Here is an 18006-nt window from a genome sequence, read left to right as displayed (position 1 = left end):
GTCCTTGATTCATTGCATTTCGAGTTAATTACAGGACGCTAGAAAAAATGGCTCAGAAGGGCAAAGTTAAGTGGTTCAACGCTGACAAGGGTTACGGTTTCATCACGCCGGACGTTGGTGGTACCGATGTTTTCGCACACTTTTCCGCCATCCAGGGCCGCGGCTATCGCAGCCTGAACGAAGGCCAGGAAGTCGAATTCGAAGTCAAGGATGGTCCGAAAGGACCTCAAGCGGCCGAAATTCGCCCGCTCTAAATCGGGAAATCCCAATTTCCCGTCCGCCAGGCTCGGCCTGGCTACAACGCCCCAAGACCGGAAGGTCTGGGGCGTTGTTTCATTTGGGGCCTGCGCCTGCTCTGCTTGCTCCACTCGGGTAGTTAGTATTCACTAACATATTCTCTGCCCGTGGATAAGTTTGTGGATAATTATTTTCGGGTATGAGTATTTTCTTGCTCAGCAATGAAGCAATTGCATCTCGGTAGCCGGGTTTTGCACAGTTATCCCGTCTTTCTTGGAACGCTGTCGCGGAGTGGCTGCGCTGCTTTGGTTTAGTTGGCTTAGCCGTGATAGCTACGCTTCAACATGGCCTTTCCCTAGGAAATACAGGCATTTAAGGCGATATTGAAGTGAATCTCAGGCGGCATCGGGGCGGCGGCGCCATATTGTTCTGAGGCCGCTCTGGCCCGTTTTTGCTCGGATGGTGGGCGGTTGTTCACAAAGATATCCCCATCCCGGTTATGCACAGAATTACACCCTTTGGTGCCCTGAGGCGGCTTAAGTGCCTGTGGATAGAAATGGGGATAGGGTCCGAAAGATAGGGCGGGGTGAAGATATCCAGAGCTCTGTGCGCGACTTGGGACTGCGTGGGCGGAACCGGATCGAGAGCACTGCGGTTAATACATGGGTGCGTCTGAATTCCCGCTCGGCGAGTTTTCCACAGGGTTTCACATGAAAGGCCGGGTCTCACCCATAAGGATGATGGCGCGGGTTACCGCGGACGGGCAAGATGGTTGTCCGGTCAATGAATCCGTGCGGCGTGGTCAACGGTGTACGCGTAGTGGGAGGCCGCAGGGTTCAAATCTGTGGATAGCTTTGTGAATAATCTGCTTCTACCATTTTGTGCGGTATTTGGACCTGAGTACGGCTGTAGAGTTCCTGGACACATTCAAGGGCGAATGTCGTCATGGTGGGTTTTCGAAAATTCGTTGTGGCAGTGACGACGATCTTATCCACATAGTTTTCCACGGTTTTTTGCACCACTATTGCATTGGTTTGATCGTCACTTTTCCCAAGCTTGGCAAGCATCCAAAATAGAAATAATCGATTGCTGCCATAGAGAAGACAGTTGGGCATTTGTGCTTTTTCATACTTCTTGGCACTTTGCCGAGCTCGTCAGCCACAGCCGTTTTGCGGCCCGCGACGCACTGGCCTGCAATGACTTATCCCCAGAGTTGTTCCACGTGAAACCGCGAATGTCGGTAGCTATCGGATCTGCTAGCTGTTGATAACACTGTGCAGTATCCGAGGGTCTCTGCCGCGATTTTTTTCTCCCCCCGACTCGTGGCTTCCGAGTTATCCCGAGTTGTCGACTTGAGCGAAGGATATCGCCTCAGGCCGAGATAGGACGTGTACAACCCGCGCTTTGCCAATAGGCGGAGCCGGGCATTTCAGGTACTAGCCAGTTTTGATGCTGGGATGGATAAGCGCAAATCCGACAGGACGATTTCTTATCTAGGGACTGACGTCGTAGTAGAAGTCGTCCGCATGGATTCCACTACCTATAAGTGGCGCGCTTTCGATACCTGTCAGCGCTTTAGTTTCACGTGAAACGCGAAAAAGTCTCTTTGATTTGGGTAAGGGGTAGGGTAGGGGTTGAAAAATAGCTTTCTTTTGAATGAACCTTTGGAAGATTGAAATTAGAGGATTTCGTGCGTCAAATGATTGGGTAGAAAGTTGGGGTAGGTTCGTATGACGAGGTTCGAACGTCTGCCTGTATTTCTATCCACGCGGGTCCTGCCCTTGTGTTTCACGTGGAACATTCTCGAGTGTGGAACAGACCTCTTGCCGCTATTCGCCCACTTAACGATGAACGTTTCACGTGAAACGTTGATCGCCAGCGGTGCAGAGAAGCAATGTTTCACGTGAAACATCGGGAGGTGTAGGGAATAGGAATGTGCGTGTGAGATGCTCAAAAAGCAGGCACGACTCATACAACCGATGAGCTGTACGATGCTCGGCCGTCGCTGTCCTGTGATGCGAAAGCATGAACTCTTTGTTTGAAGGAGGGGCGACTGCGGTACCTGGCGCGGCACCGCGCAAAGGGTATCTGTTTCACGTGGAACATTCGCCGGTCCAGCACTTTGATAAGAAATGACCAAGTACTCGAGGCAGTGGGCAGGGTGCATTCATACAGGAACCATGCTGGGAGTTCTGACATGTTTCACGTGGAACATGTCCGCTCATCCTCTACCCCCTTATGGCGAATTTCATCCAATACAGCGGTACATGGATGGGAGAGATTCTGATGCCGACGATTTGGTGGCACGCCCGGGTAGGAGGTAATCAGCTCCGAAAAGTACGACGTTTCACGTGAAACACAATGGGCAAAGCAGTGGCAAATGCCGACATATTCACCCCTCACGGGCTTCTGAAGTTGCCTTTTGCCGACGGCGTCTCGGCCCTAACCAGGTTCAAGCTGCGCCGAAGCATGTTTCACGTGAAACATGCAATCCCTGCCTCTATAATGAGCACCGAACGCTCTCTTACCTTCCCCCCCATCATGGACTATCCCCGCGAATTCGATGTCATCGTCGTCGGTGGCGGCCACGCCGGCACCGAAGCTGCGCTGGCTGCCGCCCGTGCCGGCGCCCAGACGCTGCTGCTGACGCACAACATCGAAACCCTAGGCCAAATGTCTTGCAATCCCTCCATTGGCGGGATCGGCAAGGGCCACCTTGTCAAAGAAGTCGACGCCCTGGGTGGCGCGATGGCCTTGGCGACGGATGAATCGGGGATTCAATTCCGCATCCTCAATGGATCGAAGGGGCCAGCAGTCCGCGCTACGCGCGCTCAGGCCGATCGGGTGCTGTACCGCAAGGCTATCCGTGGCCGCCTGGAAAACCAGCCAAACCTCTGGTTGTTCCAACAGGCGGTCGAAGACCTGATGGTGGAGGGCGATCGCGTGGTCGGTGCCGTTACCCAGATCGGTCTGAAGTTCCGCGCCAAGTCCGTGGTGCTGACTGCGGGTACGTTCCTGAATGGCCTGATTCACGTGGGTCTGCAGAACTATTCGGGCGGCCGTGCCGGCGATCCTCCCGCTATCTCCCTGGGGCAGCGCCTGAAGGAACTGGCCTTGCCGCAAGGGCGCTTGAAGACCGGCACGCCGCCGCGCATCGATGGCCGCTCGATCAACTACAGCATCCTGGAAGAGCAGCCTGGCGATCTGAATCCGATTCCCGTGTTTTCCTACATGGGCAGCGTGGCCATGCACCCGCGCCAGCTGCCTTGCTGGATCACGCATACCAACGCCCGTACCCATGACATCATCCGCGGCGGCCTGGACCGCTCGCCGATGTACAGCGGAGTGATCGAGGGGGTGGGGCCGCGTTACTGCCCGTCCATCGAAGACAAGATCCATCGCTTTGCCGACAAGGAGTCGCACCAGGTCTTTCTGGAGCCCGAAGGGTTGGATACGCACGAGGTCTATCCGAACGGCGTGTCGACCAGCCTGCCGTTCGACGTGCAGTTGGCCCTGATCCATTCTTTGCCTGGCCTGGAAAATGCGCACATCCTGCGCCCCGGCTACGCCATCGAGTACGACTACTTCGATCCACGTGGATTGAAGAGCACCCTGGAAACCAAGGCGATCACGGGCCTGTACTTCGCAGGACAGATCAACGGCACGACCGGCTACGAAGAAGCGGCCGCCCAAGGGCTGCTCGCTGGCGTCAACGCCGCGCTGTACGCGCTGGAGCGGGAGCAATGGACTCCGCGCCGCGATGAGGCTTATCTGGGCGTGTTGGTCGACGACCTGGTCACGCGCGGCGTGACTGAGCCGTACCGCATGTTTACGTCCCGGGCCGAATACCGGTTGAGCCTGCGCGAAGACAACGCCGATCTGCGTCTGACCGAAATCGGCCGTCGCCTCGGGATTGTGGATGACGCGCGCTGGGATGCCTTCAATCGCAAGCGCGACGCCGTGTCCGCGGAAGTCGAACGTTTGAAATCCTCTTGGGTGAATCCGCGTATACTTCCCGCCGAAGTTGCGGAACCTCTGCTGGGCAAGGCAATTGAACGTGAGTACTCACTTTCAGACCTGCTGAAACGGCCCAATGTTTCCTATGAAGCGTTGATGGCTGCCCGCAATACCGACGGCTCGCTCCTGGCCGGCCCCGGGGTGGTGGAAGACGAAGTGCTGGCCGAGCAAGTCGAGATCCAGGTCAAGTACGCCGGCTACATCGATCGCCAGCAGGTCGAAGTCCAGAAACAGATCGCGCATGAACAACAGGCCATCCCCGTTGATGTCGACTACGATGCCGTGACCAGCCTGTCGTTCGAAGTGCGCCAGAAGCTCAAGTCGCATCGCCCGGAAACCATCGGCCAGGCCGCGCGTATCTCCGGCGTCACTCCCGCTGCAATTTCATTGCTGCTGATCCATCTGAAGCGCCTGCATTACGGCTCGCGCAAGCAAGCGGCATGAGCGCGTACGCCGATACGGCCGGCGCGGACATGGCCGGCCGCCTGTCTCGCGCATGCGAGCAACTGGGGCTGGACGCCGACGCCGCCACGATGGCCAAGCTGCTGAACTATCTGTCGCAGATGCAGCGCTGGAACCGGACCTATAACCTCACCGCCATCCGCGATCCGCAGCAGATGCTGATCCAGCACCTGTTCGACAGCCTGGCCGCCGTGGGACCGTTCAGCGAGGCGCTGGGCGCTTCGGACACGCCGGCCAAGGTCTACGACGTCGGATCGGGCGGCGGCTTGCCAGGCGTCGTTCTGGCGATCATGCGGCCCCATTGGTCTGTGACCTGCGTGGACGCAGTCGAAAAGAAGACGGCATTCGTGCGCCAGATGAGCGGCGTGCTGGCCTTGCCCAATCTGCAGGCCAGCCACGCGCGTATCGAAACCTTGCCGCCCGCCGAGTGCAATGTGGTGACGTCACGCGCCTTTGCTTCCTTGGACGATTTTGCGCAACTCGCAGGTCGCCATGTACGCAACGATGGTACCCTCGTCGCCATGAAGGGCAAGGTCCCCGAGGACGAAATACAGGCGCTGCATGCGCGCGGAGAATGGCAAGTCGACCACATCCAGCCGTTGCGCGTGCCTGAGTTGCAGGCCGAACGCTGCCTGATCTGGATGCGCCGTAGTCAAGGAACCCTATGAAGAACATACCCCCCAGCACCTCCGCCCGCATTTTCTGCATTGCCAACCAGAAGGGCGGTGTGGGCAAGACGACGACCGCCATCAATCTGGCGGCGGGCCTTGCCACGCACAACCAACGTGTGCTGCTGGTGGACCTGGACCCGCAAGGCAATGCCACGATGGGCAGCGGCATCGACAAGAACTCGCTCGAGTCGAACCTGTACCAGGTGCTCATCGGCGAATCCAACATCGAGCAGGCCCGCGTGAAGTCCGAGTCGGGCGGCTACGACGTGTTGCCCGCCAACCGCGAACTATCTGGCGCCGAGATCGACCTGGTGCAGATGGAACAACGCGAGCGCCAGTTGAAGGCCGCGATCGACACGGTCGCCACGCAGTACGACTTCGTGCTGATCGATTGCCCGCCCACGCTGTCGCTGTTGACCTTGAACGGCCTGGCCGCCGCCCATGGCGTCATCATTCCGATGCAGTGCGAGTACTTCGCGCTGGAAGGCCTGTCCGACCTGGTCAACACGATCAAGCGCGTGCACCGGAATATCAACGACGACCTGCGCGTCATCGGATTGCTGCGCGTCATGTTCGATCCGCGCATGACCCTGCAACAGCAGGTCTCCGCGCAGCTCGAGGCGCATTTCGGCGACAAGGTTTTCAAGACTGTGGTGCCGCGCAACGTGCGCCTGGCCGAAGCCCCCAGCTACGGCATGCCCGGCGTGGTGTACGACCGCGGCTCGCGTGGTGCGCAAGCCTATATCTCGTTTGGCGCTGAAATGATCGAGCGCGTGAAGAAGGATCTGAAGTAGACCGCAACCATGTCCGCCGTTCCGCTCTTTTCCCAGACCGAAATGCCAGTCTCCAGTACGCCGCGCATCGACGCGCGCGACAGCCTGCGCACGCGTCTGGAAGAGGCCGCGCTGAACGCGACGGCGGTCGGTGCGCAGGTGCTTTTCGATGGCTGGCTGGTGCGGTTCGCGCCTTCGTCGGCCAAGCGCGCACGCAGTATCAATGTGCTGGGGTTATCCACACGTCCGTTGGACGAGCGGCTGGCGTATTGTTCATCGTTGTATGCGCGGCATGGCTTGCCCATGGTGCTGCGCATTACCTCCATCGGTCCCGATTTTTCCCTCGACGCCGAACTGGAGTCCCGCGGTTATACCTTTACCGACGAGACCCGAGTCATGTGCATGCCGCTCGCTCCCAGGCCCAGCGTCCGGGGCGATCTGCTTTTCAATATTGTCGATACCGGACGCTTCGCGGCGGCGGTTGGGGCAATGCGCAACTCGGAATCCGCGCACATCGCCGAACATCGGACGCGCTTGCAAGGACTGGCTGTGGATATCTCGCCGGTGCTGGCAACCGACGCGGCGGGGCAGTGCGTTGCCGCGGGCCTGGCCGTCCGCGACGGCGACTTGCTGGGCCTGTTCGATATCGTCACCGACCCGGGGCAGCGGCGCAAAGGCTACGCCGCAGCCCTGATTGAACACTTGTTGGCAACAGGCGCCGCCGGCGGCGCCACGACAGCCTATTTGCAGGTTGAGCCGGAGAATACAGCCGCGCGCGCCTTGTATGGCCGCTACGGTTTCAAAGACTGTTACGCGTATTGGTACCGCCTGCCCGCCGAGCAGACGGACGCCTGAGCCAGGCTCGGGATACAAAAACAGAAGGAAAGAGGATTTAATTATGGCCACCAAGAAACCCAAGGGATTGGGCCGCGGACTGGACGCCTTGCTCGGCGCCGACGCGCCTGCCATCGAGAACATCGGCAAGGCTGCTGCCGCCGCCAAGCCCGAGGGTCCGCCGTCCACCTTGCCCGTCTCGAAGATGCGCGCCGGCAAGTATCAGCCGCGCACGCGCATGGACGAGGGCGCGTTGGGCGAACTGGCCGAATCGATCCGCACACAAGGCATCATGCAACCCATTCTTGTGCGCGCACTGGGCGAAGCTGCGCCCGGCCACTATGAAATCATTGCCGGCGAACGGCGCTTCCGCGCTGCGCAGATTGCCGGCCTGAAGGAAGTGCCGGTGCTGGTGCGTGAAGTGGCCGACGAGAACGCGGCCGTCATGGCGCTGATCGAAAACATCCAGCGCGAAGACCTGAATCCGCTGGAAGAAGCGCAGGGCGTGCGCCGGCTGCTCGACGAATTCGGCCTGACGCATGAACAGGCCGCGCAAGCGATCGGCCGTTCGCGTTCGGCCACCAGCAACCTGCTGCGCCTCCTGAACCTGGCGGCGGCCGTGCAGACCATGCTGCTGGCGGGCGACGTGGACATGGGCCATGCGCGCGCGCTGCTCGCCGTGGACGCGGCTACGCAGATCCAGCTGGCCAACCAGATCATCGCGCGCCGCCTGTCGGTGCGTGAAGCCGAAAAGCTGGTCGCCAAGACCGCCAAGGAAGCGGAGTCGTCGGCTGCGCCCAAGAAGAAGGCCAACGGCGCATCGCGCGACCTGACCCGCCTGGAAGAGGCGCTATCCGACCATCTGGGTACGCGCGTCGCGCTGAAAGTGGGCGCCAAGGAAAAGGGCCAGATCGTCATCGACTTCCATGGCTGGGAACACCTGAATTCCCTGCTTGAGCGCCAAGGCCTGTCCGGAGTGGTGGATGCCTGAGCGCGCGCTGCCTGTCATCGCAGTACTGGCGACGGGCGGCACGATCGCTGGCGCCCAGGCTGACGCGACCGCCGCCGGCTACAAGGCCGGCTCGTTCTCCGTCAACGATCTGTTGGCTGCCGTGCCGCAACTGGCGGGCATCGCCGAGATCCGTGCCGAGCAGGTTGCCAACGTCGGCAGCCAGAACATGACGCACGCCGTCTGGCGCGCGCTGGCCGAACGCGTGGATGCGCTGAGCCGCGATGCCTCGGTGGCGGGCATCGTCATCACGCACGGTACCGACACGCTGGAAGAAACGGCGTACTTCCTGAGCCTGGTGATACGCCACGACAAGCCCGTGGTGCTGGTGGGCGCCATGCGTCCGGCCACCGCCCTGGGCGCCGAAGGCCCGGCCAATCTGTACAACGCGGTGGCGCTGGCGCGCCATCCCGAGGCGCGCGCCCGCGGGCCGCTCGTCGTCATGAACGAAGACGTGCACTACGCCCGCGAGATCCAGAAGATCGCCAGCGCCGGCCTCTGCGCGTTCGCTTCGCCTAATCGCGGCCGCGCCGGCGTCATGCACGGCGGGGTTCCATTCTTCTATTCGCGCAACACCACGACGCACACCGTAGAAAGCGAGTTTTCACTCGCATTGCTGGAAAAGGCCGGTTGGCCCCGCGTGGATGTTGTCTATGCCCATGCCGACCTGCAGGGCGATCTGATCGATTTCCTGGCCGATGCCGCCGACGGCATCGTGCTGGCCGGCGTTGGCGATGGTAACGCCACCGATATGGCCATTGAAGGCCTGAGCCGCGCCGCGGCCAACGGCGTGGCGGTCGTGCGCTCCAGCCGCACGGGCAGCGGCTTCGTGGCGCGCGACGTCGAACTCGATGACGCGCGCCTGGGGTTTGTTGCCGCGCGCGACCTGAATCCACAGAAAGCCCGCATCCTGCTGATGCTGGGTCTTTCCGTCACGCGCGATCCGGCAGCCCTGCAGGATCTGTTCGACCGCTATTGAGGCGCGGCGGCTGGGCCGCCGCATCGTCCTGCTGCGCCAGCCGCAGGCTGGTCTTGAGCATCTCGTAGACCTGCCGCGTCAGCGGATTGATCAGGTCAGGCCTTATCCACAGGAAGTACGTCACGTCGGGCAAGGGCGGCAATCCTTCCTTTTCGCCCAATACGCGCATTTCGGGCCCCAGCAGTTCCACGCTGCGCGCGGTGACGCCTAAACCGGCGCGCAGCGCCGCCTTGATCCCCACCAGCGTCGGCGCCACGTAGTTGGTGTGCCAGCGCACGCGCGCCTGTTCCAGAGCCGTGAGCGCCAGCCGGCGGAAGATGCTGGGTTCATCGGCCAGTACCAGCGGCACCGGCGCATGCATGTCATGCACGTAGTCGGCCGAGGCCAGCCACACCGTGGGCGAAGTGCGCAGCGCCACGCCCTCGAAGTCCTGGTCGAAGCGCGTGGATATCGTCAGGTCGAGTTCGCCCGCGCGCAGGGCATCCATCAGGAAGGGGCTGCGGTCCGTGCGGATTTCCAGTTTCACGCGCGGCGCCGAACGCGCGATGTGCGTCAACAGCGTGGGCAGGATCGAATCCGCCACGTCCAGCGGCGCGCCCAGCTTCAGGTCGCCTTCCAGCGGTCCGTCTTGCAGGGCGCGCAGCGCCTCATCGTTGATGGCCAGCATATGGCGGGCGTATTCCACCAGGCGGCGTCCATGCGAAGAGAGCACCTTGTTGCGGCCTTGTTTCTCGAACAAGGGCTGGCCGATGAGAGATTCCAGCCGCTGCATCTGCTGCGTCACGGCAGACTGCGTCTTGTGCAGCCGGTTGGCGGCTTCCGAGAAAGTGTCGTGCCGGGCGATGGCGGTCAGCGTGCGGAGCAGGTCCAGATCCAGATTGCGCATGGTGCTCTACGAAGTATTAGAGATGCTAATGGAATCTTAAGGCAATTTAAATTGTTCCGCGTGAGGAGGGGGGATACATTCAATGCCATAACTCATGAAAATAGGGAAAACACAAAGTGAGCAACGCACACCCTCATCAGGTCGGCATCACCAGTGCCATCGAAAATATTAAAAAAACTGTAGGAAATAAGGGGCTGAACCGCGACAGCCTGCAAACCGTGCTGGATGAATTGATCGGCCTGGCCGGCCACTCCGACTGGTGGGCCGCCGATCGCTATCCCGCTCCGGAAGACGGCGAACGCCAGGCCCGCTACCTGATCGCCGAAGACGCCGACAAGAGCTACGCGCTTTATCTGAACGTCATGCGTCCCGGCAAGCAGATCGTTCCGCACAACCACACGACCTGGGCCTGTATCGCGGCCGTGGAAGGCGTGGAATACAACTACGTCTACGATCGCAGCGACGACGGCTCCGTGCCCGGCGTGGGCCGGCTAGAAAAGACCGGCACCGTGGTGGTCGGTCCCGGCACGGGCATTGCGCTGATGCCGGACGATATCCACGCCGTGGAAATCCAGGGCGACAGCGTCATCCGCCATCTGCACATGTATGGCCGCGCACTGGAAACGCTGACCGAGCGCCTGGCGTTCGATCTGGCTGCCGGTACCTGCAAAGTCATGCCGATCGGCGTGCAGACGCGCCGCTGATCATGGACAAGCCCTATCGGTCCGCCACGCGCCTGTTGCGCGCCGGCCGCCCTCATCGCGGCTGGGTCAATACGCCCGTCACGCGCGCCAGCACTTACGTCTTCGACAGCGTGCAGGCCTGGCGCGACACGCGCAGCCGCCGCGACCAGGAGCGCCTGCCGTCCTACGGCGCGCGCGGCACCGATAGCACGCATGCGCTTGAAGACGCGTTGGTGGAGCTGGAAGAGGGCTATCGCGCCAAGCTATATCCCACCGGACAGGCCGCCATCGCCACCGTGCTGCTGGCCTACCTGCGCGCCGGGGACCACGTGCTGATCACGGATGCGGTGTACGAGCCCGTGCGCCGCTTCTGCGCGGAACATCTGGCGCGGCTGGGCATCGCGTACACGTACTACCGGCCTGACGGCGCTGGCATCGAAGCGCTCATCCGTCCTGAAACCCGCATGATCTATGCGGAATCGCCGGGCTCGTTGACTTATGAGATGCCGGATCTGCCGGCGCTGGCCGCGTTGGCTCGTGCCCATGATTGCTGGCTGGCTGTGGATAACACCTGGGCCTCCGGATTGCTGCACAAACCCCTTACGCTGGGCGCCGACATCTCTATCCTGGCGGCCACCAAGTATCTGGGCGGGCACGCCGACGTGATGATGGGCGCTGCGATCACCAACGCGCGCGCCTGGAATGCGCTGGAGCGCGCCACCGTGGACCTGGGGCAGACCGTTGGTGCCGATGACGCGTATCTGGTGCTGCGCGGCATGCGCACGCTGCCCTTGCGCATGGCGCAGCACGCCCGCAGCGCCATGCGCGTGGCGGACTTCCTGTTGGGCCGCCCCGAGGTGGCGCGCGTTCTATGTCCGGCCCTGCCCGGCGATCCTTCCCATGCGTTGTGGCTGCGCGATTGCAGCGGCGCGAATGGCCTTTTGACGGTGGAGTTCGCCGCCGCGGCCGGCATCGACGCTGTCGAGCGACTTATCAACAGCCTGCGGCTGTTCGGCATCGGCGCATCGTGGGGCGGCTTCGAAAGCCTGGTGATACCCGTCAATCTGGGCGCGGCGCGGTCCCTGCCGGATCCCGAGCCGCGCGGCGCCATGCTGCGCCTGCATGTGGGCCTGGAGGATCCCGACGACCTCATCGCCGACCTCGATCAAGCGCTATCCCAACTTTCTCCGTCTTCCCTGAATACCATGATGCACCCCACCCAAGACCAGCCCGTCATCGACATTGATCCGCACATGCTCAAGCAATGGCTCCATGATGACGCGGAAATCGCGCTGCTGGACGTGCGTGAGCACGGCCAATATGGCGAGGGACATCTGTTCTACGCCGCGCCCGTGCCCTACAGCCGGCTGGAAGCCGATATCGTGCGCCTGGCGCCGCGGCGCGATGTGCGCATCGCGCTCTACGACGACGGCGGCGCTGATGACACGGCGACGCGTGCCGCACAGGCCCTGGCCGCGCTCGGATACCGCAACGTGCATCGTCTGAGCGGTGGCATTGCGCAATGGCAGCGCGACGGCTATGCCATCTTCGCAGGCGTGAACGTGCCCAGCAAAACCTTCGGTGAACTGGCCGAAGAAGTTTTTCACACCCCCCGCATCGGCGCGCGCGACCTGGCCGAACGCCAGCGCCGCGGCGACGACCTGATCGTGCTGGACGGCAGGCCTTACGCGGAATACCAGAAGATGAGCATCCCGGGCGGCATCTGCTGCCCCAATGGCGAACTGGCGCTGCGCGCCCATACGCTGGCGAGCAATCCGCAGACCACCATTGTGGTGAACTGCGCCGGCCGCACGCGCAGCATCATCGGGGCGCAGACGCTGATCAATCTGGGCGTGCCCAACCCTGTCTACGCGTTGGAGAACGGCACGCAAGGCTGGTACCTCGAGGATCTGCAGCTCGAACACGGCGCACGGCGCCGCTACGACGATGGCGTTGCACCGCAGGACCTGCCCGCGCTGGCACAGCGTTCCTTGCGATTGGCAGAAAGTCATGGCGTGCCGGTGGTCGGAGCGGAAGAGGTGCAAGCCTGGTTGCGCGACCAGACCCGCAGCACCTTCCTGTGCGATGTGCGCAGCGCCGAAGAGTACGCGCAAGGCTCGCTGCCCGGTGCGCAGCACACGCCGGGCGGCCAGTTGATCCAGGCCACCGACCAGTACCTGGCCGTGCGCGGCGCGCGTATCGTCGTGTTCGACGCCGAAGGCGTGCGCGCGCCAGTGGTCGCCAGCTGGCTGCGGCAGATGGGCTGGGACGCCAGCGTGTTGCGCGAAGGCTTGCAGGCGCAGTTGGAGAACCCTGTGGAAAAGGCGCTGGCGCCGCAATTGCCCCTGCTGGGCGATGCGCAACTTGCAGCCGCGCTTGCGCAGGGCGCGCAGCTGGTCGATCTTCGTCCCAGCATGCGCTATCGCGCCGGCCATATCGCAGGCGCACGCTGGTCCATCCGCCCGCGCCTGGCCAGTCTGCACCTGGATGCCGCGCGTCCCGTGGTGTTGCTGGCCGAGGACGCGGCCCTGGCCGCCTGGGCAGCACAGGACTTGCGGGCGCTGGGCGTGCAAGACATCCAGGGCAACACCGGCGACCCCTCTGGCTGGGCCGCGCAGGGCATCGCATTGGCGGCCACGCCGGCCGAGCCTGCGAACGCCGACTGCATCGACTATCTGTTTTTCGTGCATGACCGCCACGACGGCAACAAGGCCGCCGCGCGCCAGTACCTGGCCTGGGAGACCAATCTGGTCAAGCAGATCGACGAACGTGAATTGGCGGGCTACCGCTTTCCGGCCCGCTGATCCCGGACCCGCCGCGCCCGCCCGACCCGGCGCCCGCGGCACAGCAGACGCCTCAATCCGAAAAGTACGCCCCGGCCCTTGCGGCCGGGGTGCGGACGGTTCATGCCGAACCGGAATGCAAAGGACGGCCGAGTATGCGGCCGCCAATCACAAGGGGAACTCAGATGAAGCATCATGCATCGCACGTACGCAAGGCCGCAGCCGCGGCGCTGGCCGGTCTGCTGTGGGGGACCGTTGCCCACGCCGAGGCGCCCGCGCCGTTACCCGACTATCCCAAGCAGGCCATCACGGTCGTGTCGCCGTTTCCTCCGGGAGGCGGCAACGATGGTGTCGCGCGCCTGATCGCGCAGGAACTGGGCGCCATCACGGGCCAGAGCGTGGTGGTGGAAAACCGTTCGGGCGCGGGCGGCAATGTCGGCACGGCGCAGGTGGCGCGCGCCAAGCCCGATGGCTACACCCTGGTGATGTCGCAGACCAGCGTCATGGCCGTCAATCCGCGCCTGTACAAGAACGTGGGCTTTGATCCGGTCAAGGACTTCACGCCCATCTCGCAGATCACTTCGGCGCCGCTGGTGCTGGTGGCGCGCAGCGAGAGCCCGTACCGCACGCTGAACGATTATCTGGAAGCCGCGCGCAAGCAGCCCGGCGCGATAACCTACGCGACGCCCGGCAATGGCACCATGAGCCATCTGATGGGGGCGCTGCTATCGCAGAAGGCCGACGTGAAGCTGGTGCACGTGCCTTATCGCGGCGCCGCGCCCGCCATCACCGACCTCATGGGCGGCACCGTGGACATGTTGATAACTTCACCGGCGTCGGCCGAACCCATGGTCGCCGCCGGCAAGCTGCGCATCCTGGCGCTCAGCCACGAGAACAGCATCGGCATCTTCAAGGGGGCGCCCACGCTCAAGCAGGCGGGCATGGAAGGCATTACCGCCGATGATTGGTATGGACTGTTCGCGCCCGCCGGCACGCCGCCCGAGCGCATTGCCTACCTGGCGCAAGCGGTGGGGCAGGCGATGAAATCGCCTGCCGTGATCGCCAAGATCAACAGCGGCGGCAGCTGGGCGGTGGGCAGCCAGCCCGCCGCGTTCAAGACGCGATTGCAGGAAGACACCGTGTATTGGGCCGACATGGTGAAGACTGCGGGCGTGTCGCTGGACTGATGCGCAAGTCGATGATTGCGCTACACCGCCACGATCTTGCCGACCGCGGATTTCAGGGCGGCGTAGGCGGGTGACTTCTGCGCGCTGGTGTTGGTGACCAGATGGTCGATGCGGTCCGCGCTGCAGTACGACACGCGGCTGCACAGGCCGATCTTGCTGAAGTCGGCCAGCAGTACCAGCTGCTTGGCGCTGGCCGCCATCGCGCGCGCCACTTCGGCCTCGCGCAGGTCATAGTTGGTGGCGCCGAATTCGGCGTCCACGCCGACCGGCGACAGCAGCGCCAGATCCGCGCGATAGCGGTGGATCTCGGCGATCGTGATGTCGCCGGCCGTGGCGCACACCGGGCCGCCCACGGAGCCGCCCAGCATGATCAGCTGGTTTGCGCCGTTGCCGGCCGCGCCCACCTTCAAGGCGACGTCAAACGAGTTGGTGATGACGGTCAGGCCCGACAGCTTGGCCAGTTCATCGGCCAGCACGCTGGTGGTGCTGCCAGCGTCCAGGAACAGGGTCTGTCCGCTGGATACCAGCCCCGCGGCCGCGCGCGCGATGGCGCGCTTGTACTTGACGCGGGTATGCACGCGTTCCGCGATGGGCGGTTCGCTGTGCACCGGCACGGCGCCGCCGTGCACACGGCGCAATTCGCCCATGGCCTCCAGTTCCAGCAGGTCACGCCTGACTGTCTCCCTTGAAACCCCTAGTTCGCCGACGATACGGTCGGTCGATACCTGCTGCAATGAAGACAGCAGGGCGCGGATTCTCTGATACCGCTCTTCTTGCCACATGTCCGATGTTTCCTAATCTATGTCCGGCGCCGCGCGGCTGCGGCGATCAGCGCGCGCAATGCCAGCAGGGAGCCTCCCACGACCAGCATGATAAGGGTTGAATAGGCGGCAGCCTGCGAGACGAACCCCGCTTCGTCCAGGCGCAGGACGGAAACGGGCGCCACGCTCACGGATGGCGTGACCAGGAAGATCACCGCCGACAGCGTCACCATGGACCGCATGAACAGGAAGAAGAACACGCCCAGCACGGTCGGGCCGATCAGCGGCAGCACGGCGTCGCGCAGCACCCGCAGCGTGCCGCCGCCCAGGCAGCTGACAGCCTCCTCCAGCGCTTGCGGCACGGCGCGCATGCCGGTCATCATCGTCAGGAAACCCTGCGTGTGGTAGTGGTAGAAGTTGCACAAGGCAATCAGCGCGGCGCTGCCGTACAGCGCATACAGCGGCGTGCCGGGGGCGTTGAAGGCGAAGATGTACGACAAGCCCAGCACCAGGCCGGGAACGCCCACCGGCAGCACCGAGACCAGGTACACTAGCTTGGCCCACGCGCGAGGAATGCGGCACACCCCGAAGCTCAGGAAGAACAGCAGCAGCACGCCGCCGCCTGCCGCCGCCAGCGAGAGGTACAGCGACGTCCAGAGTGGTGTGTAGCCGCCGCTGACTGTGATGTCGTAATGCTTCAGCGTCCATTCCATGCGATAGGGCCACAGCCGCATGAAGCTGGCGAAGATCACCGTGGCCACGGTCAGGATGATGGTGCCGCTGGCCAGCAACACGCCGGCGGTGAACGCCGCATCGCGCCCGCGAGCCGGTTGCGGCGTGACCCGCAATCCGCTGGGCGAGGCCGAGCCGAACTGGCGCTGCGAGGCGACGCGTTCGATCTGCACCGAAATCAGCGATGGCAGCAGCAGCAGGATGCCGACCACCGAGCCCATGCCGAAGTTCATCTGCCCGGATACCTGGCTGTAGATCTCGGTGGCCAGCACCCGGTAGTTGCCGCCGATCACGGCGGCGTTGCCGAAGTCGGTAATGGTGATGACGAACACTACGAAGGCCGCGCTCAGCAAGCCGAACTTGCAGTTGGGCAGGGTGATGTCGAGAAACTGGCGCGAGCCGGACGCGCCCATCACTTCGGCCGCGTCGTAGTAGCGCGCATCCATGTTGCGCAAGGCCGCCTGCAGGATCAGCACGGCCTGGGGCAGGGCGTAGAACACGTTGGAGATCAACAGGCCCCAGAAGCCGTAGATATCTATTTCCCAGCCTGTCCAGCGGTGTACCAGCCCGTTTCGGCCCAGCAGGAAGATGAGCCCCAGGCCCTGCACCAGCGAAGGCGCCAGCAGCGGCAGCACCAGCGCCAGCCGCACGGCGGCCTTGCCGCGCATGCAGCTGCGATCCAGGCCGTAGGCGATGGCAAAGCCCAGTGCGACGCTGACCACCGTGGTGGCGGTGCTCATGACCAGGCTGTTGAGCGTGGCGGTGAGCACGCCGCGCGTGGCGAAGACCTCGGCATAGTTGCCCAGGCCGACCGAGCCGTCCTTCTCGACCAGGCTGCGCCACGCTACAGTCGCCAGCGGATAGAGGAAGAACAGCGCCAGGCCCGCCAGAGGGATGCCGACGCAACTCCATAGCAGCACACGGTCGGCGGACCAGGGGGCGCGGCCGGTTGGCGCCGCGATGGCCGGGCTGGCGTGGGCGGCGCTCAAGCGGCGGCCCCGGCTTGCGTGGTGCGATCCGTCATACGCTGACCCAGGCGCACTGGCCCGGCTCCATGTCCAGCCGCACGGGGGCGCCGCGCGACAGGCCCGCGGCGCCATGTTGTTCCACCAGCAGTTCGCGTCCCTGCCAGGCGATGCGCAGGCGGGTGAGGTTGCCCATGAACGTCATGTCCTGCACGCGGCCCGGGCCGTGTTCGTCCGCCGCGATGCGCAGGTTCTCGGGCCGCAGGCAGGCCTCGTAGCGCTCGCTGGCGCCCTCGGGCCGCGTCGCCAGCAGTTGGGGCATGGCCTCGCGCACCCAGTCGGTGGGCAGCAGATTGCTCAGGCCCACGAAGTTCGCCACAAAGCGGGTGCGCGGGCGCAGGTACAGATCGGAAGGCGAGCCCACCTGCTCGATGCGGCCGTCGTTCATGCACACGATCTTGTCGGCCAGCGTCAGCGCTTCCTCCTGATCGTGCGTGACCATGACCGTGGGAATTTTCAGGCGCCGCTGCACGTCGTGGATCTCGGCGCGCATGTCGGTGCGTACGCGCGCGTCCAGCGCGGACAGCGGTTCGTCCAGCAGGATCAGCGCCGGATCCACCGCCAGCGCGCGCGCCAGCGCCACGCGCTGCTGCTGGCCGCCGGACAACTGGTGCGGATAGCGCTCCGCATGTTCGGGCAGTTTGATCAGCGTCAGCAGTTCCTTTACGCGCGCGCCGATGCGTTCGCGCGATTCGCCGCGGATGCGCAGGCCGTAACCCACGTTTTGCGCCACGGTCATGTTGGGGAACAGGGAATACGACTGGAACACGATGCCGAAGCCGCGCTTGCGCGCCGGCAGCGCGCTCAAGTCGCGCCCGCCCAGCGTGATGGTGCCGCGGTCAAAGGGCAGCAAGCCCGCCACGATGCGCAGCAGGGTGGTCTTGCCGCAGCCGCTGGGGCCCAGCAGGCAGACGAATTCATGTTCGCCCACGGACAGGTCGATGTCTTGCAGCGCTACCGACGCATC

The 18006-nt window shown here is 63.5% G+C and carries 15 protein-coding genes and 1 pseudogene; 11 read left to right on the top strand and 5 right to left on the bottom strand.

The genetic code is table 11. The features are described 5' to 3' along the window. Window positions 1–47 precede the first annotated feature (47 nt). Window positions 48–254, top strand: coding sequence for a cold-shock protein (locus N5C88_RS00080; RefSeq protein WP_006216596.1), 207 nt, complete (start codon window positions 48–50; stop codon window positions 252–254). A gap of 819 nt (window positions 255–1073) precedes the next feature. On the opposite strand, the gene N5C88_RS00075 is transcribed toward N5C88_RS00080, so the two are convergent. Next, window positions 1074–1352 (bottom strand): hypothetical protein, encoded by a 279-nt coding sequence (locus tag N5C88_RS00075; protein ID WP_280014428.1) that lies wholly within the window; start codon window positions 1350–1352, stop codon window positions 1074–1076. 1426 nt (window positions 1353–2778) lie between these two features. Here N5C88_RS00075 and mnmG point away from each other — a divergent pair. The 6 genes from mnmG to N5C88_RS00045 are packed head-to-tail and all read left to right on the top strand — an operon-like array spanning window position 2779 to window position 8982. Continuing rightward, window positions 2779–4698 carry a tRNA uridine-5-carboxymethylaminomethyl(34) synthesis enzyme MnmG gene (gene mnmG, locus N5C88_RS00070; protein ID WP_059376269.1) on the top strand — a complete coding sequence of 640 codons (1920 nt, stop codon included), beginning with the start codon at window positions 2779–2781 and terminating at the stop codon, window positions 4696–4698. Further along, window positions 4695–5384, top strand: coding sequence for a 16S rRNA (guanine(527)-N(7))-methyltransferase RsmG (gene rsmG, locus N5C88_RS00065; protein ID WP_059376266.1), 690 nt, complete (start codon window positions 4695–4697; stop codon window positions 5382–5384). The genes mnmG and rsmG overlap by 4 nt, the downstream gene beginning before the upstream one ends. Further along, on the top strand, window positions 5381–6181 hold the full coding sequence (locus N5C88_RS00060; protein ID WP_059376264.1) for an AAA family ATPase: 801 nt from the start codon (window positions 5381–5383) through the stop codon (window positions 6179–6181). The genes rsmG and N5C88_RS00060 overlap by 4 nt, the downstream gene beginning before the upstream one ends. Before the next feature lie 9 nt (window positions 6182–6190). Further along, window positions 6191–7015 (top strand): GNAT family N-acetyltransferase, encoded by an 825-nt coding sequence (locus N5C88_RS00055; protein ID WP_280014427.1) that lies wholly within the window; start codon window positions 6191–6193, stop codon window positions 7013–7015. A gap of 43 nt (window positions 7016–7058) precedes the next feature. Next, a complete protein-coding gene (locus N5C88_RS00050; RefSeq protein WP_059376259.1) occupies window positions 7059–7985 on the top strand; it encodes a ParB/RepB/Spo0J family partition protein in 927 nt (308 codons plus the stop codon). Next, entirely contained in the window at window positions 7978–8982 is a 1005-nt protein-coding gene (locus tag N5C88_RS00045; RefSeq protein ID WP_280014426.1) for an asparaginase, read from the top strand. The genes N5C88_RS00050 and N5C88_RS00045 overlap by 8 nt, the downstream gene beginning before the upstream one ends. Here the strand turns inward: N5C88_RS00045 and N5C88_RS00040 are convergent. Next, window positions 8936–9868: a LysR substrate-binding domain-containing protein gene (locus N5C88_RS00040; RefSeq protein WP_059376252.1), complete on the bottom strand. Its 933-nt coding sequence runs from the start codon at window positions 9866–9868 to the stop codon at window positions 8936–8938. The two genes, N5C88_RS00045 and N5C88_RS00040, sit on opposite strands and share 47 nt — an antisense overlap. A 116-nt stretch (window positions 9869–9984) precedes the next feature. Here N5C88_RS00040 and N5C88_RS00035 point away from each other — a divergent pair, with 116 nt between their 5' ends. The 4 genes and pseudogenes from N5C88_RS00035 to N5C88_RS00020 all read left to right on the top strand — a co-directional run bounded on the left by N5C88_RS00035 (window position 9985) and on the right by N5C88_RS00020 (window position 14521). Beyond that, entirely contained in the window at window positions 9985–10572 is a 588-nt protein-coding gene (locus N5C88_RS00035; RefSeq protein WP_118932720.1) for a cysteine dioxygenase family protein, read from the top strand. Window positions 10573–10574: 2 nt separating this feature from the next. After that, a pseudogene (gene metC, locus N5C88_RS00030) lies at window positions 10575–11717 on the top strand (cystathionine beta-lyase); the annotation flags it as partial. A gap of 39 nt (window positions 11718–11756) precedes the next feature. Then, window positions 11757–13355: a rhodanese-like domain-containing protein gene (locus tag N5C88_RS00025; RefSeq protein ID WP_280014528.1), complete on the top strand. Its 1599-nt coding sequence runs from the start codon at window positions 11757–11759 to the stop codon at window positions 13353–13355. A 164-nt stretch (window positions 13356–13519) separates the two neighbouring features. Next, entirely contained in the window at window positions 13520–14521 is a 1002-nt protein-coding gene (locus N5C88_RS00020; RefSeq protein ID WP_118932719.1) for a tripartite tricarboxylate transporter substrate binding protein, read from the top strand. A 20-nt stretch (window positions 14522–14541) separates the two neighbouring features. On the opposite strand, the gene N5C88_RS00015 is transcribed toward N5C88_RS00020, so the two are convergent. From N5C88_RS00015 to N5C88_RS00005, 3 genes are all read right to left on the bottom strand, one after another. Then, window positions 14542–15303 carry a DeoR/GlpR family DNA-binding transcription regulator gene (locus N5C88_RS00015; RefSeq protein ID WP_059376242.1) on the bottom strand — a complete coding sequence of 254 codons (762 nt, stop codon included), beginning with the start codon at window positions 15301–15303 and terminating at the stop codon, window positions 14542–14544. 17 nt (window positions 15304–15320) lie between these two features. Beyond that, a complete protein-coding gene (locus N5C88_RS00010) occupies window positions 15321–17003 on the bottom strand; it encodes an ABC transporter permease subunit (RefSeq protein WP_059376239.1) in 1683 nt (560 codons plus the stop codon). 31 nt (window positions 17004–17034) lie between these two features. After that, window positions 17035–18006: ATP-binding cassette domain-containing protein (locus N5C88_RS00005; protein WP_280014425.1), on the bottom strand; the 972-nt coding region annotated here is incomplete at its 5' end.

This window comes from Achromobacter sp. GD03932 (assembly GCF_029839485.1).
Classification (GTDB): Bacteria; Pseudomonadota; Gammaproteobacteria; order Burkholderiales; family Burkholderiaceae_B; genus Achromobacter; species Achromobacter bronchisepticus_A.
The sequence above is the reverse complement of the archived record's forward strand: the minus strand, read 5'-3'. Positions and strand labels throughout refer to the sequence as shown.

Bases quoted from the DNA above. Each gene is read 5' to 3' on its own strand.
- N5C88_RS00080 (WP_006216596.1), top strand. From the start codon at position 48: ATGGCTCAGAAGGGCAAAGTTAAGTGGTTCAACGCTGACAAGGGTTAC.
- N5C88_RS00075 (WP_280014428.1), bottom strand. From the start codon at position 1,352: ATGCCCAACTGTCTTCTCTATGGCAGCAATCGATTATTTCTATTTTGG.
- mnmG (WP_059376269.1), top strand. From the start codon at position 2,779: ATGGACTATCCCCGCGAATTCGATGTCATCGTCGTCGGTGGCGGCCAC.
- rsmG (WP_059376266.1), top strand. From the start codon at position 4,695: ATGAGCGCGTACGCCGATACGGCCGGCGCGGACATGGCCGGCCGCCTG.
- N5C88_RS00060 (WP_059376264.1), top strand. From the start codon at position 5,381: ATGAAGAACATACCCCCCAGCACCTCCGCCCGCATTTTCTGCATTGCC.
- N5C88_RS00055 (WP_280014427.1), top strand. From the start codon at position 6,191: ATGTCCGCCGTTCCGCTCTTTTCCCAGACCGAAATGCCAGTCTCCAGT.
- N5C88_RS00050 (WP_059376259.1), top strand. From the start codon at position 7,059: ATGGCCACCAAGAAACCCAAGGGATTGGGCCGCGGACTGGACGCCTTG.
- N5C88_RS00045 (WP_280014426.1), top strand. From the start codon at position 7,978: ATGCCTGAGCGCGCGCTGCCTGTCATCGCAGTACTGGCGACGGGCGGC.
- N5C88_RS00040 (WP_059376252.1), bottom strand. From the start codon at position 9,868: ATGCGCAATCTGGATCTGGACCTGCTCCGCACGCTGACCGCCATCGCC.
- N5C88_RS00025 (WP_280014528.1), top strand. From the start codon at position 11,757: ATGATGCACCCCACCCAAGACCAGCCCGTCATCGACATTGATCCGCAC.
- N5C88_RS00020 (WP_118932719.1), top strand. From the start codon at position 13,520: ATGAAGCATCATGCATCGCACGTACGCAAGGCCGCAGCCGCGGCGCTG.
- N5C88_RS00015 (WP_059376242.1), bottom strand. From the start codon at position 15,303: ATGTGGCAAGAAGAGCGGTATCAGAGAATCCGCGCCCTGCTGTCTTCA.